Origin of the sequence: Edwardsiella tarda ATCC 15947 = NBRC 105688 (assembly GCF_003113495.2) — a bacterium.
GTDB classification, from domain to species: Bacteria; Pseudomonadota; Gammaproteobacteria; order Enterobacterales; family Enterobacteriaceae; genus Edwardsiella; species Edwardsiella tarda.
Map to the genome: position 1 here is coordinate 774,591 of NZ_CP084506.1, position 25,626 is coordinate 800,216.

The 25,626-nt window shown below is 59.8% G+C and carries 22 protein-coding genes; 19 read left to right on the forward strand and 3 right to left on the reverse strand.

What is annotated here, in order from left to right; genetic code table 11:
- Nucleotides 1–374: 374 nt before the first annotated feature.
- On the forward strand, nt 375–758 hold the full coding sequence (gene grcA, locus DCL27_RS03580; protein ID WP_005289419.1) for an autonomous glycyl radical cofactor GrcA: 384 nt from the start codon (nt 375–377) through the stop codon (nt 756–758).
- A 189-nt stretch (nt 759–947) separates the two neighbouring features.
- Here the strand turns inward: grcA and srmB are convergent, their stop codons facing one another.
- A complete protein-coding gene (gene srmB / locus DCL27_RS03585) occupies nt 948–2,294 on the reverse strand; it encodes an ATP-dependent RNA helicase SrmB (protein WP_005289415.1) in 1,347 nt (448 codons plus the stop codon).
- A gap of 204 nt (nt 2,295–2,498) precedes the next feature.
- On the opposite strand from srmB, the gene DCL27_RS03590 reads away from it, so the two are divergent.
- The 13 genes from DCL27_RS03590 (at nt 2,499) to acpS (ending at nt 14,622) form a co-directional block, all read left to right on the forward strand.
- Entirely contained in the window at nt 2,499–3,242 is a 744-nt protein-coding gene (locus DCL27_RS03590; protein WP_410470719.1) for a tRNA1(Val) (adenine(37)-N6)-methyltransferase, read from the forward strand.
- Between the two features lie 236 nt (nt 3,243–3,478).
- Nucleotides 3,479–4,846 (forward strand): branched-chain amino acid transport system II carrier protein, encoded by a 1,368-nt coding sequence (brnQ, locus tag DCL27_RS03595; protein ID WP_005295150.1) that lies wholly within the window; start codon nt 3,479–3,481, stop codon nt 4,844–4,846.
- Between the two features lie 313 nt (nt 4,847–5,159).
- A complete protein-coding gene (gene rpoE / locus DCL27_RS03600; protein WP_005289407.1) occupies nt 5,160–5,735 on the forward strand; it encodes an RNA polymerase sigma factor RpoE in 576 nt (191 codons plus the stop codon).
- A 29-nt stretch (nt 5,736–5,764) separates the two neighbouring features.
- Complete coding sequence (rseA, locus tag DCL27_RS03605) at nt 5,765–6,403, forward strand: anti-sigma-E factor RseA (protein WP_005289405.1); 639 nt, start codon at nt 5,765–5,767, stop codon at nt 6,401–6,403.
- Nucleotides 6,403–7,356 carry a sigma-E factor regulatory protein RseB gene (gene rseB, locus DCL27_RS03610; RefSeq protein ID WP_005289403.1) on the forward strand — a complete coding sequence of 318 codons (954 nt, stop codon included), beginning with the start codon at nt 6,403–6,405 and terminating at the stop codon, nt 7,354–7,356. The genes rseA and rseB overlap by 1 nt, the downstream gene beginning before the upstream one ends.
- Nucleotides 7,357–7,363: 7 nt before the next feature.
- The gene (gene rseC, locus DCL27_RS03615; protein ID WP_035598273.1) at nt 7,364–7,840 is read left to right on the forward strand and encodes a SoxR-reducing system protein RseC; all 477 of its coding nucleotides are present in this window, start codon (nt 7,364–7,366) and stop codon (nt 7,838–7,840) included.
- Nucleotides 7,841–7,981: 141 nt separating this feature from the next.
- The gene (gene lepA, locus DCL27_RS03620) at nt 7,982–9,775 is read left to right on the forward strand and encodes a translation elongation factor 4 (RefSeq protein ID WP_005289398.1); all 1,794 of its coding nucleotides are present in this window, start codon (nt 7,982–7,984) and stop codon (nt 9,773–9,775) included.
- Between the two features lie 91 nt (nt 9,776–9,866).
- Complete coding sequence (gene lepB, locus DCL27_RS03625) at nt 9,867–10,841, forward strand: signal peptidase I (protein ID WP_228594475.1); 975 nt, start codon at nt 9,867–9,869, stop codon at nt 10,839–10,841.
- A gap of 179 nt (nt 10,842–11,020) precedes the next feature.
- Nucleotides 11,021–11,701, forward strand: coding sequence for a ribonuclease III (rnc, locus tag DCL27_RS03630; RefSeq protein ID WP_005295156.1), 681 nt, complete (start codon nt 11,021–11,023; stop codon nt 11,699–11,701).
- Complete coding sequence (gene era, locus DCL27_RS03635) at nt 11,698–12,603, forward strand: GTPase Era (protein ID WP_005295160.1); 906 nt, start codon at nt 11,698–11,700, stop codon at nt 12,601–12,603. Before rnc ends, era begins: the two co-directional genes overlap by 4 nt.
- Before the next feature lie 8 nt (nt 12,604–12,611).
- Nucleotides 12,612–13,340, forward strand: a complete 729-nt coding sequence (gene recO, locus DCL27_RS03640; RefSeq protein ID WP_035595167.1) for a DNA repair protein RecO — start codon at nt 12,612–12,614, stop codon at nt 13,338–13,340.
- A 167-nt stretch (nt 13,341–13,507) separates the two neighbouring features.
- Nucleotides 13,508–14,239, forward strand: coding sequence for a pyridoxine 5'-phosphate synthase (pdxJ, locus tag DCL27_RS03645; RefSeq protein WP_005289388.1), 732 nt, complete (start codon nt 13,508–13,510; stop codon nt 14,237–14,239).
- Nucleotides 14,239–14,622 (forward strand): holo-ACP synthase, encoded by a 384-nt coding sequence (gene acpS, locus DCL27_RS03650; RefSeq protein ID WP_005289386.1) that lies wholly within the window; start codon nt 14,239–14,241, stop codon nt 14,620–14,622. Before pdxJ ends, acpS begins: the two co-directional genes overlap by 1 nt.
- Before the next feature lie 48 nt (nt 14,623–14,670).
- Here the strand turns inward: acpS and barA are convergent, their stop codons facing one another.
- On the reverse strand, nt 14,671–17,475 hold the full coding sequence (barA, locus tag DCL27_RS03655) for a two-component sensor histidine kinase BarA (protein WP_035598277.1): 2,805 nt from the start codon (nt 17,473–17,475) through the stop codon (nt 14,671–14,673).
- A gap of 83 nt (nt 17,476–17,558) precedes the next feature.
- On the opposite strand from barA, the gene rlmD reads away from it, so the two are divergent.
- The 5 genes from rlmD to eno all read left to right on the forward strand — a co-directional run bounded on the left by rlmD (nt 17,559) and on the right by eno (nt 25,329).
- On the forward strand, nt 17,559–18,881 hold the full coding sequence (gene rlmD, locus DCL27_RS03660; RefSeq protein WP_035598280.1) for a 23S rRNA (uracil(1939)-C(5))-methyltransferase RlmD: 1,323 nt from the start codon (nt 17,559–17,561) through the stop codon (nt 18,879–18,881).
- 39 nt (nt 18,882–18,920) lie between these two features.
- Entirely contained in the window at nt 18,921–21,167 is a 2,247-nt protein-coding gene (relA, locus tag DCL27_RS03665) for a GTP diphosphokinase (RefSeq protein WP_005289380.1), read from the forward strand.
- An 88-nt stretch (nt 21,168–21,255) separates the two neighbouring features.
- Nucleotides 21,256–22,050 carry a nucleoside triphosphate pyrophosphohydrolase gene (mazG, locus tag DCL27_RS03670; protein WP_005289378.1) on the forward strand — a complete coding sequence of 265 codons (795 nt, stop codon included), beginning with the start codon at nt 21,256–21,258 and terminating at the stop codon, nt 22,048–22,050.
- Nucleotides 22,051–22,309: 259 nt separating this feature from the next.
- Entirely contained in the window at nt 22,310–23,947 is a 1,638-nt protein-coding gene (gene pyrG / locus DCL27_RS03675) for a glutamine hydrolyzing CTP synthase (RefSeq protein WP_005289374.1), read from the forward strand.
- 80 nt (nt 23,948–24,027) lie between these two features.
- The gene (gene eno / locus DCL27_RS03680) at nt 24,028–25,329 is read left to right on the forward strand and encodes a phosphopyruvate hydratase (RefSeq protein WP_005289371.1); all 1,302 of its coding nucleotides are present in this window, start codon (nt 24,028–24,030) and stop codon (nt 25,327–25,329) included.
- 68 nt (nt 25,330–25,397) lie between these two features.
- On the opposite strand, the gene DCL27_RS03685 is transcribed toward eno, so the two are convergent.
- Complete coding sequence (locus DCL27_RS03685) at nt 25,398–25,619, reverse strand: YdcH family protein (RefSeq protein WP_005289369.1); 222 nt, start codon at nt 25,617–25,619, stop codon at nt 25,398–25,400.
- Between the last annotated feature and the right edge of the window lie 7 nt (nt 25,620–25,626).

Here is a 25,626-nt window from a genome sequence, read left to right on the forward strand (position 1 = left end):
GCCACGCTGATTGCCTGCGTATGGCGTGGAGAGGCCATGTGGCTAGCTTACCTTGTCGCCGCAGGGAGGGAAACCGCCGCGCCGCGCATTTCTCTGCCGCTTCTTGGCGTGCGGCCGCCGCCCGGCGCTCCGATGGCGAAAAATTTACCCTTTTTTAATTATGCGTGTTTTTACCTAAATTGATGTAAAACATAAAATTGCCGATATGGTAAAAATGACAGACCGAATAAAATTGATTTAGATCAAAGAATGCGGCTGTTTTAACTGGTATATAACACATCAAGACAACATTGGTTTTACCAAATGGCCCATGATGGGGTCGCAACCCTGACCGAATTAGTGGATTTTTGCTCTATCTCAATTGGAGGCAACAAATGATTAAAGGTATCCAGATCACCCAAGCTGACAACGCCGATCTGCTGAACTCATTCTGGCTGCTGGACACGGAAAAGGGCGAAGCCCGTTGCCTGTGTGCCAAGGCGGGCTACGCTGACGATCAGGTCGTCGCACAGAGCGAGCTGGGCAACTTCGAGTACCGTGAAGTTGAGCTGGACGTCGCCCCGACCGTGCGTGTCGAAGGCGGTCAGCATCTGAACGTGAACGTGCTGCGTCGCGAGACGCTGGAAGATGCCGTGAAGCATCCGGAAAAGTACCCGCAGCTGACTATCCGTGTCTCCGGTTATGCGGTGCGTTTCAACTCCCTGACCCCGGAACAGCAGCGCGACGTTATCGCCCGTACCTTTACCGAAAGCCTGTAAGGGCGGCGGCGTAAGCCGCACGGTGGGACGCGTTGAACACAAAGGAGCCGAAAGGCTCCTTTGTTCGTTTTGCGTTTCGTCGCCGGCATTGGCCTGAGCCCGGTTGCGGCGTAATAAAAAAGGAGCCGGGTGGCTCCTTGTTGTTTGTTGTCGTGGACGCGCGCGTGCAGTGCTGAGGGGAGCGGGCGATTATGCGCCTTGCTCCTCGCCGCCCTCGGTCGCCGGCTGGTGGCCGGTACTAGGCTGACGGCGTTTACCGACGTTTTTGCTGTCGCGATGGCGCACCTTCGTCTTGCCCTTCTTCTTCTGCTCATCGAGCTTCTTCTGGGCCCGCTTGGCCAGCACCTTCTTCGACGGCTTGCCCTTGTTCTTCAGGCTGGGAGCCTTGGTCTCGGGGCGTAGCTCATCGACGACGCGTGACTTCATCGGCTCCTGCACGTAGCGGCTCACCTTGCCGAGCAGCAGCTGGTCGTGCGCCTCGATCAGCGAGATGGCGGTACCCTTGCGCCCGGCGCGAGCGGTACGGCCGATGCGGTGCAAGTAAACGTCGGCGCTGCGCGGCATGTCGAAGTTAAATACATGGCTGATGTCGGGAATGTCTAACCCGCGTGCGGCCACGTCGGTGGCGACCAGCACGTTGACGCGCCCGTCTAACATCCGTTTGATGGCTTCGTTACGTTTGGCCTGTACCAGTTCGCCTTCCAGGAAGCAGGCCTGAATGCCGGCCTGGTGCAGCCAGGTGACCAGCTCATGGACGCGCTCTCGTTTACGGACGAAGATCACCGACTTGGTGACGTCCGGCTGGCGCAGCAGGTGGCACAGCAGGGCGGTCTTATGCTTCAGGCTGTCGGCACGGTAGTACCACTGCTGGATCTTCTTGCGCTCGCGGCGCGGCGGTTCGGCGCTGACATCGACCGGATCCTCGAGCAGACGATCGGCGAAATCATGCACCGCGTCCGATTCCAGGGTGGCGGAGAACAGCAGGGTCTGCTTACGCCAGCGGGTCTCGGCGGCGACGGTCTCGATGTCTTTGGCGAAGCCCATGTCGAGCATGCGATCGGCTTCATCCAGGATCAGGGTCTCTACCGAGCGGCAGTCGAAGTTCTCTTCTTTAATATATTGCAGCAGACGGCCAGGGGTGGCGACCACCATATCTTGGTTGGTGCTAAAGATCTCGGCGTGGTTGATGTAGGAGACGCCGCCGGTGATGGTGGTGATGTCCAGCGTGGTATGACGCGCGAGTTCTCGGGCCTGATCGGCTACCTGCATGGCCAGCTCACGCGTCGGCGTTAAGATCAGGATGCGCGGCGGGCCGGACTTCTTACGTGGGAAGTCGAGCAGGTGCTGCAACGCGGGCAGCAGGAAGGCGGCGGTCTTGCCGGTCCCCGTCGGCGCGGAACCCAAAACGTCCCTCCCGTCCATGGCGGGCGGAATGGCGGCGATCTGGATGGCGGTTGGGCGCTCATAGCCTTTATCGCGCAGGGCGTCGAGCAGGCGCTCGTCGAGTTCGAGTTCGGAAAAGTTGGTTGCTGTCATGGTCTACCTCTGCTTGGGGCGCAGATTATAGACGGGTTGGCGGCGATCTTCACCCATTAAAGCGCATGGCGCGCGTTCATCGTTATCTGCGCTCGGGTCAATACCCCATTCGCAGCCTGTCACGGCGCGCTTTTCGCGCATTTCCTTTTTATAGCCGGGCAGGTATGGTATGCCGGAGATCGAACTCGTTCCAAGGAGCCCGCTGTGCCGTGTCCGACCCCAGCCGACCAACCCCTGCCACGTAATGGATTTACCCTGAAGCGTTTCTTTGTCGCCCACGATCGTTGTGAGATGAAAGTGGGCACCGACAGCATTTTACTCGGCGCCTGGCTAACGCTATCGGGCGACGAGCGCCATATCTTGGATATCGGTAGCGGTAGCGGGGCTCTGGCCCTGATGATGGCGCAGCGGAGTCGTGCACAGATCGATGGCGTGGAGATCGAGCCGCTGGCGGCGGGGCAGGGGGCGGAGAACTTTCTCGCCTCACCCTGGCCGGATCGGCTGACGATGCACCCGCTCTCCTTACAGGCGTTCGCGGCAGTCACGACGCGGTGCTACGATCTGATCGTGAGTAACCCGCCCTATTTCTCTCCTGGCGTTGCCTGCCGCACGGCCGCCCGCGCGACGGCGCGCTATACCGACTCCCTCGATCATCAGACGCTGTTGCGTCAGGCGGCGGCCTTGAGCTCCGCGCAAGGGCGACTGGCGTTGGTACTGCCGATTGACGCCGCCGAGGCGGTGATCCGCCACGCTCAGGCCTGTGGTTGGTTTCCGCTGCATCAGACGGCGGTACGCGACCGGGCGGAGAAGCCGGTACGCCGTGCCTTACTGTTGCTGGGACGTACTCCGGGGCCCTTTCAGTCAGATACACTGGTTATCCGCGATAATAGTAGTGAATACTCCTGTATTTTTCGCTCACTCACGAAAGATTTTTACCTTTTCTTCTAACGCTGTTGCTTTAGTCAGCACGTTATTCCAATATGCCCCTTAGGGCAGGGATGATCCTGCCTGCTATCCCACCAGGAGGGTGGGATATTTCAGGGATTCAGGGAGTGATCCCCTACGCACCTCTACGAGAGAGCGCGACACCTGAATTTACCTTTGGACAGACAGCGTTTCGATGCGGTACCCCCGTGCGTTTCTGCGGCGTATGCGGCGGGTAAAAAGAGATAAGAGGGCAGAATATGCAACAACGTTTATCTATGGCGGATACATTAGGATTAGGGTTGATGACCTTTGCCTTCTTCCTGGGCGCCGGCAACATTATTTTCCCCCCGTTAGAAGGTCAGATGGCCGGTGAGAACGTGCTGTATGCCATGAGCGGCTTCCTGCTGACCGCCGTCGGCCTACCACTGGTTTCCATTATTGCCGTCGCCAGCGCCGGTGGTGGTCTGCCGGCGATGACCCGTGACCTGCCGCGCGGCACCGGTACCTTCGCCGCCGTGCTGCTGTTTATCATCATCGGCCCGGCCTTCGCCGCGCCGCGTACCGGTTTGGTGGCCTTTGAGATGGCGATCAAGCCGTTGCTGGGCAGCCAGGGCGAAAGCCCGTTCCAGTTGGCGGGTGTGACGCTGGACGGCGTACAGATGGGTGTCACGGCACTGTTCTTCCTGCTGACCCTGGCGCTGGCCTGGAGCCGTGGCAAGCTGATCGATAGCGTGGGTAAGCTGTTGACACCGATGCTGTTCCTGCTGCTGGTGGTGTTGGCGTTGGGCGTCCTGTTCCGCCCGCAGGGCGAGATCGCCGCTCCGGTCGAGGCCTATCAGACGATGGCATTTAGCAAGGGCTTTATCGGTGGTTACAACACCATGGATACCTTCGCCGCGCTGATGTTTGGCATGCTGTTGGTGGATGTGCTGCGTGGCAAGGGGGTGACCTCACCGCGTGCCTGCTTCCGTTACCTGAGCATCGCCGGGGTGATCGCCGCCATCGGCCTGGCCTTTGTTTACGTCTCGCTGTTCTGGTTGGGCGCGACCTCTTCCACCATCGCCGCTGGGGCGAACAATGGTGGGGTGGTGTTGGCGGCCTATGTTCAGGCGCTGTTCGGTCAACCGGGGCAGTGGATCCTGTCGCTGGTGGTGCTGCTGGCCTGTCTGACCACTGCGGTCGGCCTGGTGAGCGCCTGCTCCGATTATTTCTCGACCCTGACGCGTCTGAGCTACCGTCAGTGGGTGGTGGTACTGAGCATCACCTGTGCGGTGGTGGCTAACGTTGGCCTGAGCCGTCTGATCGCGCTGTCGGTGCCGGTGTTGATGGCGCTCTACCCGCTGGCGATCGCCCTGGTGGTATTGACCTTCATCCGCCGCTGGTTACGTAATCCGGTGCTGGGTTATCGCCTGGTGATGTTGGTGGCACTGCTGTGCAGCCTGATGGATGGTGCCCGCGCCGCCGGTGCCGAGAGCGGCTGGTTGGGCGAACTGCTGGCTTGGCAGATGCGTACCATGCCGTTGGCCGCCGATGGCATGGCTTGGGTCCTGCCTTCCGCGCTGGCCTTACTGGTGGCGTTGATGCTGCCGGGTGCGCGTGATGCCGGTGCGCCGCAGGCGGCGTAAAACCGAGCACGCATCTCCCCCTCATCGCGGGCGTCCTTATGGGCGCCCGTTTTTTCTGGCGCTTTCCGATTTTTTAGGGCAGGCCCGTCTGAGTGCAGCCGAATGAGAAAAATCGTGTTAGCCTATGGCCGGTATTGGGGATGGCATCTCGGGGTGTGAGCTGCCGCCGCCGGACTGTCTGCCTGTATGGAAAAATAACGGGCAGGGAACTTTTGGGCGCGTATGAACTCTAACTTAATGCTTGCTCAAGTTTTTGTGACGACTGGCAATCTATTTCATACGTGGAGACAGATTTGGGGAGACATTACCTCGGATGAGCGAGCAGTTAACGGATCAGGTATTGGTCGAACGCGTCCAGAAGGGGGACAAGAAGGCGTTTAATCTGCTGGTAGCGCGCTACCAGAATAAGGTTGCGAGTCTGGTATCCCGTTATGTGCCGTCGGGCGATGTGCCGGATGTGGCGCAGGAGTCGTTCATCAAAGCCTATCGCGCGCTGGATTCCTTCCGCGGTGATAGCGCGTTTTATACCTGGCTCTATCGTATCGCCGTGAATACGGCAAAGAATTATCTGGTTGCTCAGGGGCGCCGTCCGCCATCCAGCGATGTGGATGCCGGCGAGGCCGAAAATTTTGAAGGTGCCAGCGCGCTGAAAGAAATTTCGAACCCTGAGAACTTAATGTTGTCAGATGAGCTAAAGCAGATCGTTTTTCGCACCATTGAGTCGTTGCCGGAGGACTTACGCATGGCAATCACGCTCAGGGAGCTGGATGGGCTGAGCTATGAAGAGATAGCGGCCATCATGGATTGTCCGGTGGGTACGGTGCGTTCGCGCATCTTCCGGGCGAGGGAAGCGATCGACAATAAAGTTCAGCCGCTGATTCAGCGTTAGTCATGCGGTCACAGCAAAGGGTATAAGGCATGCAGAAAGAAAAACTTTCGGCTCTCATGGATGGCGAATTGCTGGATAGCGAGCTGATTGGTTCGCTGGTCAAGGATCCCGAGTTGCAACAGACCTGGCAGCGCTACCACCTGGTTCGTGACACGCTGCGTGGTGACGTCGGCGAGACGATACAGATCGACCTTACCGATCGCATCGCCGCCGCGTTGGACGCGGAGCCGGTGCGCCTGGTTCCCAATGCGATCCCCGAGTCTCAACCCCAACCCGCCCAATGGCAACGCATGCCTTTCTGGCACAAGGTGCGCCCGTGGGTTGGTCAACTCTCACAGATGGGCATCGCCGCCGGGGTTTCGCTGGCGGTTCTGCTCGGTGTGCAGCATTACAACGCGCCGCAGGAAGGGGTGGCCGAGCCGGAATCACCGGTGTTCAACACCCTGCCGTTAGGCGGGCAAGCGTCGCCGGTCAGCTTCGGTGTACCGAACGAGGGTAACAACGCCCAGCAGCAGATCCAGCAGCAGCGTAAGCGCATTAATGCTATCCTGCAGGACTACGAGTTGCAGCGTCGTCTTCACGCCGAGCAATTGCAGGCCGAAGATAACAATGCACAGGCATCGATTCAGGTGCCCGGTACGCTGTCATTAGGAACCCAGCAGCAGTAATGAAGCAATTTTGGTTTGCCCTGACTCTGTTGACCGGCAGCCTGTTTATCTCTACCTCAGCCCTGGCCCAGGATACTGCGCCGGGGCTGATGTTGCAGCAGATGAACCAGGCCAGCCGCTCACTCGATTACGAACTGGCCTTCATCAATATCACTAAGCAGGGCGTTGAGTCGTTGCGCTATCGCCATGCGCTAGAGAACCAACAGACTCTGGCCCAGCTGTTGCAGATGGACGGTCCGCGCCGCGAGGTGGTGCTGCGCGGCAATGAGATCAGCTACTTCGAACCCGGTCTGGAGCCGTTCACCCTCAACGGCGATCACATCGTCGATGCCTTGCCGTCGGTGATCTTCGCCGATGTTAAACTGCTCGCCCCCTACTATAACTTCATCTCCGTGGGCCGCACGCGAGTGGCCGATCGCCCCTGCGAGGTGATCCGCGTGGTGGCGCGCGATGGCATGCGTTTCAGTTATATCGTTTGGATCGATGAGGACTCCAAGTTGCCGTTGCGCGTCGATCTGCTGGATCGCGACGGTGAAACCCTGGAGCAATTCCGCGTAATCGCCTTCGATGTCGGCCAACAGGTCGCCAATGAGATGCGCAGTTTCTCGCGTCTGACCTTGCCGCCGTTGCTGCGCCTGCCGCCGAACGACAGTGTTAGTTTCAACTGGCGCGCCGGTTGGGTGCCGGATGGCTTCAAAGAGATTTCACGCAGCCGCCGTACTCTGCCCTCGGTGGCCGAGCCGGTCGAGTCCCGTCTCTACAGCGACGGCCTGTTCAGCTTCTCGGTCAATGTGAGTCCGGCCCGCGCGAGTAGCGGTGACGGCCAATATCTACGCCAAGGGCGGCGCACCATCCATACCGAGGTGCGTAATAACGCCGAAATCAGCATCGTCGGCGAGTTACCGCCGATGACCGCCAAACGGGTGGCAGAAGCCGTCCGCTTTAATCGGTGATGCCGGTATGATGCGCGAATGGGCGACGGTGATCAGCTGGCACGCCGGCGAGGCGCTATTGCAGTGCGAGGCGCACGCCGGTTGTACGGGGTGCCGGGCGCGTCATGGCTGCGGCACGGCGGCCTTGGCCGAGCTGGGGCCGCAGACACTTCATCAGCTACGCCTGGCGGTATCACAACCTCTCCAAGTCGGTCAGCGAGTCGAGATTGGCCTGCAGGAGGCGAGTGTGCTGCGTTCGGCGCTGTTAGTCTACCTGACGCCATTGGTCGGCTTGTTAGGCGGTGGCGCCATCGGGCAGCTGTGGCTGGCATCGGATGGCGCCAGTGCGTTGGGGGCCCTGTTAGGGGGCGTGGCCGGTTTTGCGCTGGCGCGTCGTCAGGCCCGCCGCATGGCTCGGGGTATCGACTATCAACCGGTGCTGTTGCAAGTCGCCTTGCCGTCCAGTCAGTTGCGTAGCGTAACGAATCCATCCGATCGCGAGTGAAGAGCGCTAGGTTTTGACCGAGGGGCTGTGTAAAATGCAGCGATTCGGCGCCTGGCGCCACAAACCCAAAATCATCGCTTTGAGCCCGTCCGCGTGTCCTTAGGCGAGTCATTCAGAAATCATCAGGCAAATATATTAATAATGAAGAACATACGTAATTTCTCCATTATCGCGCACATTGACCACGGTAAGTCGACGCTGTCTGACCGTATCATCCAGCTTTGCGGTGGCTTGTCCGACCGCGAAATGGAGGCTCAGGTATTGGACTCCATGGATCTGGAGCGCGAGCGCGGCATCACCATCAAGGCGCAGAGCGTCACGCTCGATTACCAGGCGCAGGATGGCCAGGTGTATCAGCTGAACTTTATCGACACCCCGGGGCACGTGGACTTCTCCTACGAAGTCTCCCGCTCGCTGGCCGCCTGTGAAGGGGCGTTGCTGGTGGTGGATGCCGGGCAGGGGGTTGAGGCGCAGACGCTAGCCAACTGCTATACCGCCATCGAAATGGATCTCGAAGTGGTGCCGGTACTGAACAAGATCGACCTGCCAGCCGCCGATCCGGATCGTGTATCTCAGGAGATCGAAGATATCGTCGGCATCGATGCCACCGATGCGGTACGCTGCTCGGCGAAGACCGGCGTGGGCGTGGGCGATGTGTTGGAGCGCCTGGTGCGTGACATTCCGCCGCCGGAAGGCGATCCAGAGGCACCGTTGCAGGCGTTGATCATCGACTCCTGGTTCGACAACTACCTGGGCGTGGTGTCGCTGATCCGTATCAAGAACGGTAGCCTGCGCAAGGGCGATAAGATCAAGGTGATGACCACCGGGCAGACCTATAACGCCGACCGTCTGGGGATCTTCACCCCGAAACAGGTTGACCGCGACGTGCTGAATTGCGGCGAGGTTGGTTGGCTGGTGTGCGCCATCAAGGACATCCACGGCGCGCCGGTAGGCGATACGCTGACTCTGGCGCGTAACCCCGCCGACGCGGCGTTGCCGGGCTTCAAGAAGGTGAAACCGCAGGTGTATGCCGGTCTGTTCCCGGTAAGCTCTGACGACTATGATGCGTTCCGCGATGCGTTGGGCAAGCTGAGCCTGAACGATGCCTCGCTGTTCTATGAGCCGGAAACCTCGACGGCGCTGGGCTTCGGCTTCCGCTGCGGCTTCCTCGGCCTGCTGCACATGGAGATCATCCAGGAGCGTCTGGAGCGTGAGTACGATCTGGATCTGATCACCACCGCGCCGACGGTTGTGTATGAGGTGGTGACCACCCGCAATGAGGTGATCTACGTCGATAGCCCCTCGAAGCTGCCGGCGGTGAACAACATCCAAGAGTTGCGCGAACCGATCGCCGAGTGTCACATGCTGTTGCCGCAGGAGTTTCTGGGCAACGTGATCACTCTGTGCGTCGAGAAGCGTGGCGTGCAGACCAACATGGTCTACCACGGTAATCAGGTGGCGCTGACCTATGACATCCCGATGGCCGAAGTGGTGTTGGACTTCTTCGACCGTCTGAAGTCCACCTCGCGTGGCTATGCTTCGCTGGATTATAGCTTCAAGCGCTTCCAAGCCTCGGACATGGTGCGTGTCGATGTGATGGTGAATAGTGAGCGGGTTGATGCCCTGGCGTTGATCACCCACCGGGCGAACTCGCACACGCGTGGTCGTGAGTTGGTGGAGAAGATGAAAGAGCTGATCCCGCGTCAGCAGTTCGACATCGCCATCCAGGCGGCGATCGGTACCCAGATCATCGCCCGTTCGACCGTGAAGCAACTGCGTAAGAACGTCTTGGCGAAGTGCTACGGCGGTGACGTCAGCCGTAAGAAGAAATTGCTGCAGAAACAGAAAGAAGGTAAGAAACGCATGAAGCAGATCGGCAACGTCGAGCTGCCGCAAGAAGCGTTCCTGGCCATTCTGCACGTCGGCAAGGATTAACAGCGATGCAGACGGGCGCGGTCGATTCCGCGCCCGTCGTGTTTCTGCCTGCTTGAGTCATGTTAGGTATTGAGTGTAAGGAGTGATGGACATGGCAAATATGTTTGCCTTGATCCTGGTTATCGCCACACTGGTAACCGGTATCGTGTGGTGTATCGACCGTTTCAAACTGGCGCCGGCGCGGCGTGCCAAACTGGCGGCGATTAATAGCCAGACCGAACAGGGGCTGGATGTAGAAAATGCCCGTCTGGCGACCAAGGCACCCGGTTGGATCGAGACCTGTGTCTCGGTATTCCCGGTGTTGGCCCTGGTATTGGTGATCCGTTCCTTTGTCTATGAGCCGTTCCAGATCCCTTCGGGATCGATGATGCCGACCCTGTTGATCGGTGACTTTATTCTGGTGGAGAAATTCGCCTATGGCCTGAAGGATCCGGTGACGCAAACGACGCTGATCCCGACCGGCCATCCCAAGCGCGGCGACATCGTGGTGTTTAAGTATCCGCTCGATCCGCGTCTGGATTATATCAAGCGCGCCATCGGTCTGCCGGGCGACAAGGTGGTGTATGATCCCTATAGCAAGGAGTTGACGGTCTACCCCGCTTGCCAGCAGGGCGAGCGCTGTGATCGCCTGCTGCCGATCACCTATAGCCCGTCGCGTCCAAGCGAGTGGGTGCAGACCTTTAACCAGATGAGTAGCAATGAGCCGAGCAGCGGCTTCCACCAGTATCCGATCGACGAGAGCGTGCCGAACGGTTATCGCATGGATCAGCGTCAGGAGACGCTGGGCACGGTGACCCATAGCATCCTAACGGTGCCGCAGGCTCAGGACATGGTTTCGCGCTACTACCGTCAGCCGGGTCAACCGCTGGGGGCCTGGGTGGTCCCGGCCGGTCACTACTTCATGATGGGGGATAACCGCGACAACAGCGCGGACAGCCGCTATTGGGGTTTTGTGCCGGAGAAGAACCTGGTCGGTAAGGCGACTGCCATCTGGATGAGCTTCAAGAAGCAGGAAGGCCAGTGGCCGACCGGCGTACGCCTGGAGCGGATCGGGGGAATTCATTAAATAACCCCCCTATTTACGCAGCATTCTCCCTCCAGTCGTTGTAGAATATTCCGCGTGACATGTTTGGCCCCCTCTAGTGGGGGCCACTGCAAACGAAACAGCTTTGGATTGGCTAATGGCAAGGCAGGCCTGTTCCGTATGCTGCGGTTTTTGACGCATTCTGAATTTATTGGTATCTCATGAACCCCATCGTAATTAACCGGCTGCAACGCAAGCTGGGCTACACTTTTAGACAACAGGATCTGCTGATGCAGGCGCTGACTCATCGCAGTGCCAGCAGCAAACATAATGAACGGCTTGAGTTTTTGGGCGACTCGATTCTGAGCTTCGTCATCGCCAATGCCCTGTATCACCGCTTCCCGCGCGTGGATGAGGGCGACATGAGCCGCATGCGTGCCACGCTGGTACGCGGCAATACCTTGGCGGAGATGGCGCGCGAGTTCGATCTGGGCGAGTGTCTGCGCCTGGGGCCGGGCGAGCTGAAGAGTGGCGGTTTTCGCCGCGAGTCGATCCTGGCGGATACGGTTGAGGCGCTGATCGGCGGCATCTTCCTCGACAGCGACATTCAGACCATTGAACGCCTGATCCTCGCCTGGTATCACTCCCGTTTGGAGGAGATCAGCCCGGGGGACAAGCAGAAAGATCCCAAGACGCGCTTACAGGAGTTCTTGCAGGGGCGTCATCTGCCACTGCCTTCCTACCTGGTGGTGCAGGTGCGCGGCGAGGCGCATGATCAGGAATTTACTATTCACTGCCAGGTCAGCGGGCTGTCCGCGCCGGTAGTCGGCGTCGGCTCGAGCCGGCGTAAGGCCGAGCAGGCCGCCGCCGAGCAGGCGTTAAAACAGTTGGAGCTTGAATGAGCGAAGAAAAAAACTACTGCGGCTTTATCGCCATCGTTGGCCGTCCCAATGTCGGTAAGTCAACGCTGTTGAACCAGTTGTTGGGGCAGAAAGTCTCCATCACCTCACGTAAGCCGCAGACCACCCGTCACCGCATCATGGGCATCCATACGGAAGGCCCCTACCAGGCTATCTATGTGGATACCCCGGGGCTGCACATCGAGGAGAAGCGGGCGATCAACCGCCTGATGAACCGTGCGGCCAGCAGCTCCATCGGCGATGTCGAGTTGGTGATCTTCGTGGTTGAAGGCACCCATTGGACGCCGGATGACGAGATGGTCGTCAACAAGCTGCGCGATCTGAAGTGCCCGGTGATCCTGGCGATCAACAAGGTGGATAACGTGGTCGACAAGACCGCGTTGTTGCCGCACATTCAGTTCCTCAGCCAGCAGATGAACTTCCTGGACGTGGTGCCGATCTCGGCGGAGAAGGGCACCAATGTGGACACCATCGCGCGCATCGTGCGTCAGCGCCTGCCGCAGGCGGAACACCACTTCCCCGAGGAGTACATCACCGACCGTTCCCAGCGCTTCATGGCCTCGGAGATCATCCGCGAGAAGCTGATGCGTTTCCTCGGCGAGGAGTTGCCCTATTCGGTCACCGTGGAGATCGAACGCTTCGCGCCTAACGAGCGCGGCGGCTACGATATTCACGGCCTTATCCTGGTGGAACGTGATGGCCAGAAGAAGATGGTGATCGGTAACAAAGGCAGCAAGATTAAGACCATCGGTATCGAAGCGCGCCAGGATATGGAGGCGATGTTCGACGCCAAGGTGCATCTTGAGCTGTGGGTGAAGGTGAAATCCGGCTGGGCGGACGACGAACGTGCACTGCGTAGCCTGGGTTACGTCGACGACCTGTAAGTCAGATGATGGACGGCTGGCAACGCGCCTTCGTGCTGCACGCGCGGCCCTACAGTGAAACCAGCTTGCTGCTGGACACCTTCACCGAGGGGCAGGGGCGGGTGCGGCTGCTGGCGAAAGGCGCGCGGAGCCGTCGTTCTCAACTGAAGGGTGCCTTGCAACCCTTCACCCCCTTGCTGATCCGCTGGGGCGGTAAGGGGGAGGTGAAGACCCTGCGCAGCGCCGAGGCGGTTTCGCTGGCGCTGCCGCTGAGTGGCATCACCCTCTACAGCGGGCTGTATGTCAACGAGCTCTTGGCCCGAGTGCTGGAGCAGGAGACCTGCTACAGCGCGCTGTTCTTCGATTACCTGCATTGCATCCAACAACTGGCCGGGCACAGCGGTTCGCCGGAGCCGGTGTTGCGGCGTTTCGAGTTGGCGCTGTTGGCTCAGTTGGGCTACGGCATCGACTTCCTGCACTGCGCCGGCAGCGGCGAGCCGGTGGCGGATGGTATGACCTACCGCTACCGTGAAGAGAAGGGCTTTATCGCTAGCCTGGTGGTGGATCAGCACAGTTTTACCGGGCGCGATCTCAAGGCGCTGGCCAGTCGTGAATTCCCTGATGTCGCCACCCTGCGCGCCGCCAAACGCTTTACCCGCATGGCATTGAAACCCTATCTGGGCGGTAAGCCGCTCAAGAGTCGCGAGCTGTTTCGCCAGTTCGTCCCGCGTCGCCCCTCGGCGACCTCCTCGGCCTGAGCCGAGCGCACTGTCCCCCTGTTTGCCTCATGGCTGTCCCACTCGTTGTGGCTGCGCTGAGGGTAGACTAGTCAGATGGCTGGTCGCCGCTTGTCTGCGCGCGACGGCTGGGTAATATGGTGTCTGATAACCGGGTTATCCCGACCGATCATCCTTGAGGAGCTGTCATGGCCGATATTCTGCTGGGCGTTAACATCGATCACATCGCCACACTGCGTAATGCGCGCGGGACTCTCTACCCCGATCCGCTACAGGCGGCCTTCGTCGCCGAGCAGGCCGGCGCCGACGGTATCACCGTTCACCTACGTGAGGATCGTCGTCATATCACCGACCGCGACGTGCGCCTGCTGCGGCAGACCATCCAGACGCGTATGAACCTGGAGATGGCGGTGACCGATGAGATGCTCGACATCGCCTGTGAGCTGCGCCCGCACTTCTGTTGCCTGGTGCCAGAGAAGCGCCAAGAGGTGACCACCGAAGGGGGGCTGGACGTCGCCGGTCAACGCGACAAGATGGCGGCGGCGGTGGCGCGCCTGAGTGCGGCGGGGATCCAGGTTTCGCTGTTTATCGACCCCGATGAGCGCCAGATCGAGGCCGCGGTCGCCGTCGGCGCGCCCTACATCGAGATCCACACTGGCGCCTATGCCGATGCCGAGAATGCGTTGGTTCAGGCGGCGGAGTTGGCACGGATCGCCGTCGCGGCACGTTTCGCCGCCGGGCGTGGGCTGAAGGTCAACGCCGGTCACGGTCTGACTTACCACAACGCCCAGGCGGTCGCCGCCCTGCCGGAGATGCATGAGCTGAATATCGGCCACAGTATCATCGGTCGCGCGGTGATCGATGGGTTGAGTACGGCGGTGCGTGACATGAAACAGCTGCTGCTGGAGGCGCGTCGCTGATGGCGCTACGGGGGCTGGGTACCGATATCGTCGAGATCGCTCGTATCGCGGCGGTGGTGGAGCGCAGCGGCGACCAACTGGCGCGGCGCATCCTGGCACCGGCGGAGTGGCAGCAGTACCAGGCGCATGCTCAGCGTGTTCGCTATCTGGCTAAGCGCTTCGCCGTCAAAGAGGCGGCGGCTAAGGCGCTGGGCACTGGCATTCGCCAGGGGCTGGCCTTCGCCCAGTTCGAAGTGGTCAATGATGCGTTAGGCAAGCCGGGGCTGGTACTCCATGGCCGGGCCGCCGAACTGGCCGCCGAGCTGGGGATCCGCACGCTGCATGTCTCGCTGGCCGACGAGCGCCGCTACGCCTGTGCCACGGTGATTGCGGAGGGGGAGTAATCCTCCCTCCGCCAGACCATACGCCGCCTGCTGGCCGTGCGGGTGGCGTTAAGGCGTCGTCTCGCTGGGCCCGTGGGCCGCGCCGCTGTCGGCTGAGGCCTGCGGCGGCGTCGCCTTCAGATAGGGCTGGGCGCTGCGGATGACATTATCGATCTCGTCCAACAACTCCAACCATTCCGGCTCCAGATCGCTGGCCGGCGTGCCGTCGCGGAGCTGCTGCTCCAGGTAGTGGCACAGCCGCCGTAGACGCGGTACCCCACTGTAACTACTGCTTCCGTGCAGCTTGTGGATCAGCGCGCACAATTCCCCCGCCGTCTCCTCGGCCTCCCCGGCCAGTTGGCGCTCGATGCGCTGGCGAACTTGCGGCAGAAACTCGATGAGCATCTGTAGCATGTCACGCGCCAGATCGGCCTTGTTCGCCGCCTGACGCAGCGCCAAGGCCCAGTCGAAGGAGTGATCGCTGGCCGTCGCCGCCGTCGACGCCGCGCTCGCCGTGTTGGTGCTCCCCCCGGCGCTATAGCGGGTGAGCAGTTGGCGCAGGCGATTCTCGTCGATCGGTTTCGCCAGATAATCATCCATCCCGGCGCGAAGTAAACGCTCACGCTCACCATTCAGCGCGTGTGCGGTGACGGCGATGATCGGCGTATGGGCGTGGATCGGCTGTTGGCGTAGGCGTTCGGTGGTGCGAATCCCATCCATCTCCGGCATCTGGATATCCATCAGGATGATGTCTAACGGGCGATCGCGCGCGGCGGCCAGCGCCTCTTCGCCGCTGTGGCAGAGGAGCGTGTGTTGCACTTGTTCGCCGAGTAGCGCGCCGATCAGCTTCAGGTTGGCCGGGTTGTCATCCACCGCCATCACCGTTAAGGGCAGACGATCCCCCGATGGGGAGATCACCTGCGGCGCGCGGGGTGGTAGGGCGTTGTCCAGCAGAGCGGGTAACAGGCGGCTGCTGGCGAGCGGCTTGAACAGACAGCGGCGGATGCCGCGCGCCTTCAGGGTGTCGCTGTCGTGCAGCGTATGGCTGGGCAGCGCCAGGATCACCCGATCGGCCAGACGCAGCGCCCGGCTCAGTTTCTCCTGCATGTGCTCCGACGTGAGGGAGGTCTGTACCGGCAGGCCGAACAGCAGGATGTCGTAGTGACTGTCCGGGATCACCTGGGCAAACTGCGGGCAGTAGGTGACCTCCAGCGGGGTGACCTTCAGCATGTCGAGGGTACACTGTGCGGCGACGGGGTTGCTCTCGATATACAGCAGCGTCTGGCCGTCGAGCCGCTCCAACGGCAGTGAGGCCGGGGGCGCGTTGTGGTTCAACTCCAGACGGATGTGGAACCAGAAGGTCGACCCCTTGTGCGGCTGGCTGTGGAAGGCGATATCGCCGCCCATCTCGTTGATCAGTTTCTGGGTGATCACCAGCCCCAGCCCGGTGCCGCCGTGACGGCGGGTGATGCTGGCGTCCGCCTGGCGGAAGGCTTGGAACAGCTGCGACTGTTGGCGTTCGGAGATCCCGATGCCGGTATCATGCACCTGCACCTCCAGCTCCACGGCTTGCGTGTTCAGGCTACGCTGTTCGATGCGGATGTCGATGTTGCCCTTCTCGGTAAACTTGATCGCATTGCCTAACAAGTTGGTGAGTACTTGCTGTAGGCGCATCGGGTCACCCAGCACGTGCTCCGGGACGTCGTTACGCACGTTCAGTGTCAGCTCTAACCCCTTATCGTGGGCGCTAGGCGCCAACAGGGTCGCCACCTCGTCGATGGTCTCGCGCAGCATGAAGGGAATATGCTCCAGCACCAGCTTGCCCGCCTCCAGCTTGGAGAAATCCAACACGTCGTTGATGATACTGAGCAGGTTGTTTGCCGAGCGTTCAATGGTATGCAGGTAGTCTATCTGGGTGGCACTCAGCGGCGTCTTCAACACCTGGCGAGTGAAGCCGATCACCCCATTGAGCGGGGTGCGCAGCTCATGAGACATGTTAGCCAAGAACTCGGACTTGATGCGCGCCGCCTCCTGGGCGCGCTTCTTGGCCAGATCTAGCTCGACGTTCTGGATCTCCATCTGTTCGAGGGTCTCGCGCAGATCCGAGGTGGCCTGGTCGATATTCTGCTGCATCTCCTCGTGATAGGCGGTGAGCGACATGGCCATCGAGTTAATTCCGTTCTTCAGCATGTCCAGCTCGCCCAGCATATGGCCCTCGACGCGGCTGTCGAGTTGGCCGCGCCGGATGCGGTCGACGGTGTTGACCATGTTACGGATCGGGCCGGTGACGTCGCGCATCAGCCGGTAGGAGAATAATAGGGCGATGCACATGCTGATCAGCAACAGCAGGGTGGCGACGAACACCTCTTTATACTGCTGTAATCGCACCGAGCGCAGATCCAGCTCGATGGCGATGTAACCCAGCGAGTCGGCGCCGTTGGGCGTCTGCGCCTGACTATTCTCCGAGATGATCGGCGTGCGCAGGATCAGTGCGTCACCCTGCTTGCTGAGCATCAGATCCGTCGGTGGCGGGCTGTTCTCCGGTAGCTGTAGCGGGGCATAGTTATGGTGGTAGTTCGAGGTGACGAACAGCTGGTTCTGACCATCGAAGACGGCGATGGCGCGCACGATGTCGGAGTGGCGGCGATGTAGCAGGCCGATTAATTGACGCACCGCCTCACGATTACGCGAGGTCATGCCATATTCGCTGGCGACGGCCAGCGGTTCGATGATGCTGGCGCCGGCATCGACCAGTTGATCCTGGAGTTCGTTATAGCGGTGCACAACGAAGAAGGTGCTGAGCAGTAATCCGATCAGGAGCGTCGGGGCCAGCGTCAGGATCATCATGCGCGCCCGCAGGCTATATTTGGTCATGGCGTTCCGATGTGGGAGAATTGGCGGTAAACACAGACTCGGTTAAGCCTAAGCTTAACCCACCGCACAGATAAGCAATCGACATGGCTCAATTTTACACACCGGGGCGCCGTACTGCGACCCGGAAAACCCTGATTGTGACCGCCAACGATCTGGATGCCTTCGGCCAAGGGGTGGCACGCGATCACGGTAAGACGCTGTTTATCAGCGGCCTGTTGCCCGGCGAACAGGCCGAGGTGATCCTGACGGAGGATAAACGCCAGTTTGCCCGTGGGCGCGTTAAGCGTCTGCACAGCCAGAGTCCCGAGCGGGTGGCGCCGCGTTGTCCGCACGCTGGCGTATGCGGCGGGTGCCAGCAGCAACATGCGTCAATCGCGTTGCAGCAGCAGAGCAAGTCGCAGATGTTACAGCGTCTGATGGCGCGTGAGACGGGCGTCACCATCACGCCGTCGGCGCTGATCGCCGGCGAAGCTTATGGTTATCGGCGGCGCGCCCGCTTCGGCCTGCAATTCGACGCCAAGCGTCAGCGGGTGATTTTGGGCTTTCGCCAGGCGGCCTCGAACGATCTGGTGGCGTTGCGTGCCTGTCCGGTATTGGCGCCACCGTTGGAGGCGTTGTTGCTGCCGCTGGGGGATTGCTTATCGGCGCTACGCGCTCGCCGTCGTCTGGGCCATCTGGAGTTGGTGCTGGCCGACAACGGGCCGCTGATGGTATTACGCCATCTCGACCCGTTGCACTCCGCCGATCAGGCGGCACTGGAGGCGTTCGCGCGTCAACATGGCTTGGCGCTCTATCTGAGCGACGGCCAAGGGGCGCCGCGGCGCCTGCTCGGCGAGGCCCCCTATTATCAGGTGGCCGATGTCCGCCTCGCCTTCGATCCGCAGGACTTTATCCAGGTTAACGGCCAGGTCAACCAGCAGATGGTCGCCCGCGCCCTCGATTGGCTCGATGCGCGTGCCGACGAGCGTGTGTTGGATCTGTTCTGCGGCATGGGGAACTTTACGCTACCGTTGGCCCGCCAGGCACAGTGGGTCGTGGGCGTCGAAGGGGTCCCCGAGCTGGTGGCCCGAGCGCAGAATAATGCACGTCACAACGGGCTGAGTAATGTAGAATTCTTCCATCAGAATCTGGAAGAGGACGTGACGTGTCAGCCTTGGGCGGCGCAGGGGTTTGATAAAGTCCTGCTCGATCCGGCTCGTGCCGGCGCTCCCGGGGTGATGCAGCATATCGTCCATTTGGCACCGCGTCGGGTGGTCTATGTCTCCTGTAACCCGGCCACACTGGCGCGGGATAGCCGGGTGTTGTTACAGGGCGGTTATCAGCTGACACGATTGTGCCTGTTGGATATGTTTCCCCATACGGGGCATTTGGAGTCGATGGCGCTGTTTGAGTCTACGGCGCCATAGACAGTGGATTAGCGGTTAAGCAGTCAGAGGGAGAGTACCATGGTCGCGGTAAGAAGCGCTCATTTGAATACGGCTGGTGAATTTGTCCCTGAGCAGTGGGTGGCAAGCTTAAATATAGCCAGCCCCGAGTCGTGTGAGCGTCTCACCGCCACCTGGCGCTATTGTCAGGAGAAAACCGCCGGTAATGCGGCGGCGCCGCTGTTGCTCTGGCGCGGCGTCGAGATGGTCGAAATCCTCTCGACCCTGAGCATGGATAACGACAGTCTGCGCGCTGCGCTGCTGTTCCCGCTGGTGGATGGCGCCGTGATCGACGATCAGCAGGTGCGCGACGACTTTGGTGGTGCCATCGCCGATCTGGTGCGTGGGGTGATGGAGATGGACGCCATCCGCGAGTTGAAGGCGACACAGAGCGGGGCGGCCGGGTCGGAGCAGGTGGATAGCATCCGCCGTATGCTGCTGGCCATCGTGGAAGATTTCCGCTGCGTGGTGATCAAGTTGGCGGAGCGCATCGCCCACCTGCGCGAGGTGAAGGATGCGCCGGAAGAGGAACGCGTGCTGGCGGCCAAGGAGAGCTTCAACATCTATGCGCCGCTCGCCAACCGCTTAGGCATCGGCCAGCTGAAGTGGGAGCTGGAGGATTATTGCTTCCGCTATCTGCACCCGGAGGAGTACAAGCGCATCGCCAAGCTGCTGCACGAGCGGCGCATCGATCGCGAACAGTTTATCGACGACTTCGTGCATGATCTGCGCAAGGCGATGGCGAAAGAGGGCATCAAGGCGGAGATCTATGGCCGTCCCAAACATATCTACAGCATCTGGCGCAAGATGCAGAAGAAGTCGTTGGCCTTCGACGAGCTGTTCGATGTACGCGCGGTGCGCGTGGTGGTCGAACGGCTGCAAGACTGCTATGCGGCACTGGGGATAGTACACACTCACTATCGCCATCTGCCCAGCGAGTTCGACGACTACGTAGCGAATCCTAAGCCTAACGGCTACCAGTCGATCCACACGGTCGTGCTGGGCCCGCACGGCAAGACCCTCGAGATCCAGATCCGCACCCGTCAGATGCATGAGGATGCCGAACTGGGGGTGGCGGCGCACTGGAAGTACAAGGAGGGGCCGCAGGCGGGGGGACGTGCCGGTTACGAGAACCGCATCGCCTGGCTGCGTAAGTTGCTGGCTTGGCAGGAGGAGATGGCCGACAGCGGTGAGATGATCGACGAGGTGCGTAGCCAGGTGCTGGATGACCGGGTGTATGTCTTCACGCCCAAGGGGGATGTGGTCGATCTGCCCGCCGGCTCTACGCCGCTCGACTTCGCCTATCACATCCACAGCGATGTCGGCCACCGCTGTATCGGCGCCAAGATCGGCGGGCGCATCGTCCCCTTCACCTATCAGTTACAGATGGGGGATCAGGTGGAGATCATCACCCAGAAACAGCCCAACCCGAGCCGTGACTGGCTCAACCCCAACTTGGGCTATGTCACCACCAGCCGCGGGCGCGCCAAGATCCATAACTGGTTCCGCAAGCTGGATCGCGACAAGAATATCCTGGCCGGGCGCCAGATCCTGGACGATGAGTTGGCGCGGCTGGGCATCAGCCTGAAGGAGGCAGAGAAGCTCCTGCTGCCGCGCTACAACGTGCATAGCCTGGATGAGGTGCTGGCCGCCATCGGTGGCGGCGACATTCGGCTCAACCAGATGGTTAACTTCCTGCAGGGTAAGATCAACAAGCCCAGCGCGGAGGAGGCGGATCGCGCGGCGTTGAAGCAGCTGACGCAGAAGGGGACCTCCAGCACACGCAGCGATAAGAGCAGTGGCCGGGTGGTGGTCGAAGGGGTCGGTAACCTGATGCACCACATCGCCCGTTGCTGCCAGCCGATCCCCGGCGATGAGATCGTCGGCTTTATCACCCAGGGGCGTGGTATCTCGATCCACCGTGCCGACTGTGACCAGTTGGATGAGCTGCGCCGCCATGCGCCGGAGCGCATCATCGACGCGGTGTGGGGGGAGAGCTACTCCAGTGGCTATGCGCTGGTGGTGCGGGTGACGGCCAACGATCGCAGCGGGTTGCTGCGTGACATTACCACCATCCTGGCCAACGAAAAGGTGAATGTGTTGGGGGTGGCCAGCCGCAGCGATACCAAGCAGCAGATGGCGACCATCGACATGGAGATCGAGATCTATAACCTCCAAGTGCTGGGCCGAGTATTGGCCAAGCTGAATCAGTTGCCGGACGTGTTAGACGCGCGTCGGCTGAATGCCGGGCGCGGCAGCGCCGTGTGACCGGATGACCCTCTGCCCGGGGTGGCCTTCGCCGCACCGGGCTTCTCGCCGCCTCTGCGGCGGCTTTTTTGTGAGTGGAACGACTGCGATGACCCCCCCAGCCTTACAACGCCTCTTGACCATCATGCGCACGCTACGCGACCCACAGCGTGGCTGTCCATGGGATCTACGTCAAACTTTTGCCACAATCGCCCCCTATACGCTGGAAGAAACTTATGAAGTGCTTGACACGATTCAGCGCAACGATTTCAATGGACTGAAAGAAGAGCTAGGCGACCTGTTATTTCAAGTCGTGTTTCACGCACAGATGGCCCAGGAACAGGGGTTGTTCGACTTTGACGCGGTATGCGACGGCATCTGCGACAAGTTGGAACGCCGCCATCCTCACGTGTTCGACGCGGACTACGACGAGAGTGCTCAGGCTTCCGTGGCGCGTTGGGAACAGCGTAAGCAACAGGAGCGAGCGCAGAAGGCGATGGACTCGCTGATGGATGATATCCCGTTGGCGCTGCCGGCGCTGATGCGCGCCGATAAGATCCAACGGCGTTGCGCCTCGGTGGGCTTCGACTGGGACACCTTGGGACCGGTGCTGGACAAGGTGTACGAAGAGATCGACGAGGTGATGGAGGAGGCGCAGCAGGCGGTGGTGGATCAGGCGCGACTGAGCGAAGAGGTCGGGGATCTGCTGTTTGCTACGGTCAATCTGGCGCGTCACCTCGGTTGCCGCGCGGAGAATGTGCTGGAACAGGCCAATCGTAAGTTTGAACGCCGTTTTCGTGCGGTAGAGCAGGCGGTGATCGCCGGGGGAAGCACCCTGGAACAGGCCTCGCTCGCCGAGATGGAAGCGGTATGGCAACAGGTAAAACAGCAAGAAAAACAGTAGGGTGGAGCGCCTTGTTCGGTGAGTTTTCCACTTTATTTTACCGGGTTGACATAAATTGATAGGCATCAATGGGATTTTTTGGAGTTTTTTCCATTTATCTTTTTGATTAAGAAGTAAAAGTAGAATATTGCGGGCGGTGTTTTAGCGCAGTAAAGGGCGCGGGTGGGATCAGATCGTTTGTGGCAAATAAAACCTTCGGGTATACTACTGTCCCGTCCTGGTTCTTCCATCGTCTTTAAACCTAACTCTCAGGTTCAGCATGACAACGAATTATATTTTTGTGACCGGCGGGGTCGTATCCTCTCTGGGTAAAGGCATTGCCGCAGCCTCCCTGGCGGCCATTCTTGAAGCCCGTGGCCTCAATGTATCCATGATGAAGCTCGACCCGTACATCAACGTCGATCCGGGTACCATGAGCCCGATCCAGCACGGGGAAGTTTTCGTCACCGAAGACGGCGCGGAAACCGATCTGGACCTGGGTCACTACGAGCGTTTCATTCGCACCAAGATGTCCCGCCGCAATAACTTCACCACCGGGCGTATCTACTCCGATGTGCTGCGCAAAGAGCGCCGCGGCGACTATCTGGGCGCCACCGTGCAGGTGATCCCGCATATCACTAACGCCATCAAAGAGCGCATCCTGGAAGGAGGCGAAGGCCACGACGTGGTTCTGGTCGAAATCGGCGGTACCGTCGGTGATATCGAATCGCTGCCGTTCCTGGAAGCCATCCGTCAGTTGGCGGTCGATGTCGGTCGTGAACACACCATGTTCATGCACCTGACCCTGGTGCCGTATATGGCGGCAGCCGGTGAGGTGAAGACCAAGCCGACCCAGCACTCGGTGAAAGAGTTGCTGTCCATCGGTATCCAGCCGGACGTGCTGATCTGCCGTTCCGACCGTGCCATCCCGGCGAACGAGCGCGCCAAGATCGCGCTGTTCTGTAACGTACCGGAGAAGGCGGTCATCTCCCTGAAGGATGTGGACTCCATCTATAAGATCCCGGGTCTGCTCAAGTCTCAGGGCCTGGATGAGTTCATCTGTAAACGCTTTAACCTGACTTGCCCGGCGGCCGATCTCTCCGAGTGGGAACAGGTGATCTTCGAAGAAGCCAACCCGGCCGGTGAAGTCACCATCGGGATGGTCGGCAAGTATGTCGAGCTGCCGGATGCCTATAAGTCGGTGATCGAAGCGCTGAAGCACGGTGGGCTGAAAAACCGTGTTAGCGTGAACATCAAATTGATCGATTCGCAAGATGTGGAAACGAAAGGCACCGAGATCCTGAAAGATCTGGATGCTATCCTAGTACCGGGTGGTTTTGGCTACCGTGGTATCGAAGGAAAGATCGCCACCGCGCGTTACGCGCGTGAAAACAACATCCCGTATCTGGGCATTTGCCTGGGTATGCAGGTTGCCCTGATGGAGTTTGCTCGCAACGTCGTGGGCATGGAAGGCGCCAACTCAACGGAGTTCATGCCGGACTGTAAATACCCGGTCGTGGCGTTGATCACCGAGTGGCGTGACGAAGAAGGTAATGTTGAAGTGCGTGACGAAGCGAGTGACCTGGGCGGTACCATGCGCCTGGGCGGTCAACAGTGCAACCTGGTGGACGGTACGCTGGCCCGCCAGCTGTACGGCGCCCCGAGCATCGTTGAGCGTCACCGTCATCGTTACGAAGTGAACAACATGCTGTTGAAGCCGATCGAAGCCGCAGGCCTGCGTGTCTCCGGTCGTTCAGCGGACAACAGCCTGGTGGAGATCATCGAGCTGCCGAATCACCCGTGGTTCGTCGCCTCGCAGTTCCACCCGGAGTTCACCTCCACCCCGCGTGATGGGCATCCGCTGTTCTCCGGCTTTGTTAAAGCGGCGGCGGAATACCAGAAACGTCAGGTGAAATAAGTGATTATGGGCAGGCGCGGGACTTTTGTTCCGCGTCTGTCGTCTGGAGTTTTAGTTTAACTTGTATCGAGGAAAACCTAATGTCCAAAATCGTTAAAGTCATCGGTCGCGAAATCATCGACTCCCGCGGTAACCCGACTGTAGAAGCCGAAGTTCATCTGGAAGGCGGTTTCGTCGGTATGGCTGCTGCGCCGTCAGGTGCTTCTACCGGTTCTCGCGAAGCGCTGGAACTGCGCGACGGTGACAAGTCACGTTTCCTGGGTAAAGGCGTCCTGAAGGCGGTTGCCGCCGTCAACGGCCCGATCGCTGAAGCCATCATCGGCAAAGACGCGAAAGACCAGGCTAACATCGACCAGATCATGATCGAACTGGACGGTACCGAAAACAAATCCAAGTTCGGTGCTAATGCCATCCTGGCGGTTTCCCTGGCTAACGCGAAAGCTGCCGCTGCCGCTAAAGGCATGCCGCTGTACGCGCACATCGCCGAACTGAACGGCACTCCGGGCAAATACTCCATGCCGCTGCCGATGATGAACATCATCAACGGTGGTGAGCACGCCGACAACAACGTCGACATCCAGGAATTCATGATCCAGCCGGTTGGCGCTAAGACACTGAAAGAAGCGGTACGCATCGGTTCTGAAGTGTTCCACAACCTGGCTAAAGTTCTGAAAGCCAAAGGCATGAACACCGCTGTGGGTGACGAAGGTGGCTACGCGCCGAACCTGGAATCCAACGCCGCTGCGCTGGCTGCCATCAAAGAAGCCGTTGAGAAAGCCGGTTACGTGCTGGGTAAAGATGTTACCCTGGCGATGGACTGCGCCGCTTCTGAGTTCTACAACAAAGAAACCGGTATGTACGAACTGAAAGGCGAAGGCAAATCCTTCACCTCTAACGAGTTCACTCACTACCTGGAAGGTCTGACCAAAGAGTTCCCGATCGTCTCCATCGAAGACGGCCTGGACGAGTCTGACTGGGACGGTTTCGCTTACCAGACCAAAGTGATGGGCGACAAGCTGCAGCTGGTCGGTGACGATCTGTTCGTAACCAACACCAAGATCCTGAAAGAAGGCATCGAGAAAGGCATCGCTAACTCCATCCTGATCAAGTTCAACCAGATCGGTTCTCTGACCGAAACTCTGGCGGCTATCAAGATGGCGAAAGATGCTGGCTACACCGCTGTCATCTCTCACCGTTCTGGCGAAACCGAAGATGCCACCATCGCCGACCTGGCGGTAGGGACTGCGGCAGGCCAGATCAAGACCGGTTCCATGAGCCGTTCTGACCGTGTTGCCAAGTACAACCAGCTGATCCGTATCGAAGAAGCGCTGGGCGCGGCTGCACCGTTCAACGGTCTGAAAGAAGTGAAAGGTCAGCACTAATCGCTGCCGTTTCACCGATGCAAAAAACCCGCCATATGGCGGGTTTTTTTATGTCCGCGGTGTAACGATCAACTGACCGCCTCCTCACTGCGCAGGATCTGGTACAGCTCATCCTTGATCCTCAGTTTTTCGCGCTTCATGGCGGCAATCTGCTCATTGAATAGCGCGCCGGGTCTGTTTTCGGCCCTTCTGATTTCATGATCCAGCTGGTTATGCTCATGGAACAGGGTGGCAAATCGGACGTCTTCGGTTTTCAGACGGGAGATCAGATCACGATACTCTGGGAACATAAGCCCT

What these genes read in the sequence shown, in the direction of transcription:
- rlmD (WP_035598280.1), top strand. Translation starts at nt 17,559, where the DNA reads ATGGCTCAATTTTACACACCGGGGCGCCGTACTGCGACCCGGAAAACC.
- recO (WP_035595167.1), top strand. Translation starts at nt 12,612, where the DNA reads ATGGACGGCTGGCAACGCGCCTTCGTGCTGCACGCGCGGCCCTACAGT.
- rseA (WP_005289405.1), top strand. Translation starts at nt 5,765, where the DNA reads ATGCAGAAAGAAAAACTTTCGGCTCTCATGGATGGCGAATTGCTGGAT.
- pdxJ (WP_005289388.1), top strand. Translation starts at nt 13,508, where the DNA reads ATGGCCGATATTCTGCTGGGCGTTAACATCGATCACATCGCCACACTG.
- barA (WP_035598277.1), bottom strand. Translation starts at nt 17,475, where the DNA reads ATGACCAAATATAGCCTGCGGGCGCGCATGATGATCCTGACGCTGGCC.
- rnc (WP_005295156.1), top strand. Translation starts at nt 11,021, where the DNA reads ATGAACCCCATCGTAATTAACCGGCTGCAACGCAAGCTGGGCTACACT.
- rpoE (WP_005289407.1), top strand. Translation starts at nt 5,160, where the DNA reads ATGAGCGAGCAGTTAACGGATCAGGTATTGGTCGAACGCGTCCAGAAG.
- eno (WP_005289371.1), top strand. Translation starts at nt 24,028, where the DNA reads ATGTCCAAAATCGTTAAAGTCATCGGTCGCGAAATCATCGACTCCCGC.
- acpS (WP_005289386.1), top strand. Translation starts at nt 14,239, where the DNA reads ATGGCGCTACGGGGGCTGGGTACCGATATCGTCGAGATCGCTCGTATC.
- mazG (WP_005289378.1), top strand. Translation starts at nt 21,256, where the DNA reads ATGACCCCCCCAGCCTTACAACGCCTCTTGACCATCATGCGCACGCTA.
- relA (WP_005289380.1), top strand. Translation starts at nt 18,921, where the DNA reads ATGGTCGCGGTAAGAAGCGCTCATTTGAATACGGCTGGTGAATTTGTC.
- DCL27_RS03685 (WP_005289369.1), bottom strand. Translation starts at nt 25,619, where the DNA reads ATGTTCCCAGAGTATCGTGATCTGATCTCCCGTCTGAAAACCGAAGAC.
- pyrG (WP_005289374.1), top strand. Translation starts at nt 22,310, where the DNA reads ATGACAACGAATTATATTTTTGTGACCGGCGGGGTCGTATCCTCTCTG.
- rseC (WP_035598273.1), top strand. Translation starts at nt 7,364, where the DNA reads ATGATGCGCGAATGGGCGACGGTGATCAGCTGGCACGCCGGCGAGGCG.
- lepB (WP_228594475.1), top strand. Translation starts at nt 9,867, where the DNA reads ATGGCAAATATGTTTGCCTTGATCCTGGTTATCGCCACACTGGTAACC.
- era (WP_005295160.1), top strand. Translation starts at nt 11,698, where the DNA reads ATGAGCGAAGAAAAAAACTACTGCGGCTTTATCGCCATCGTTGGCCGT.
- grcA (WP_005289419.1), top strand. Translation starts at nt 375, where the DNA reads ATGATTAAAGGTATCCAGATCACCCAAGCTGACAACGCCGATCTGCTG.
- rseB (WP_005289403.1), top strand. Translation starts at nt 6,403, where the DNA reads ATGAAGCAATTTTGGTTTGCCCTGACTCTGTTGACCGGCAGCCTGTTT.
- brnQ (WP_005295150.1), top strand. Translation starts at nt 3,479, where the DNA reads ATGCAACAACGTTTATCTATGGCGGATACATTAGGATTAGGGTTGATG.
- srmB (WP_005289415.1), bottom strand. Translation starts at nt 2,294, where the DNA reads ATGACAGCAACCAACTTTTCCGAACTCGAACTCGACGAGCGCCTGCTC.
- lepA (WP_005289398.1), top strand. Translation starts at nt 7,982, where the DNA reads ATGAAGAACATACGTAATTTCTCCATTATCGCGCACATTGACCACGGT.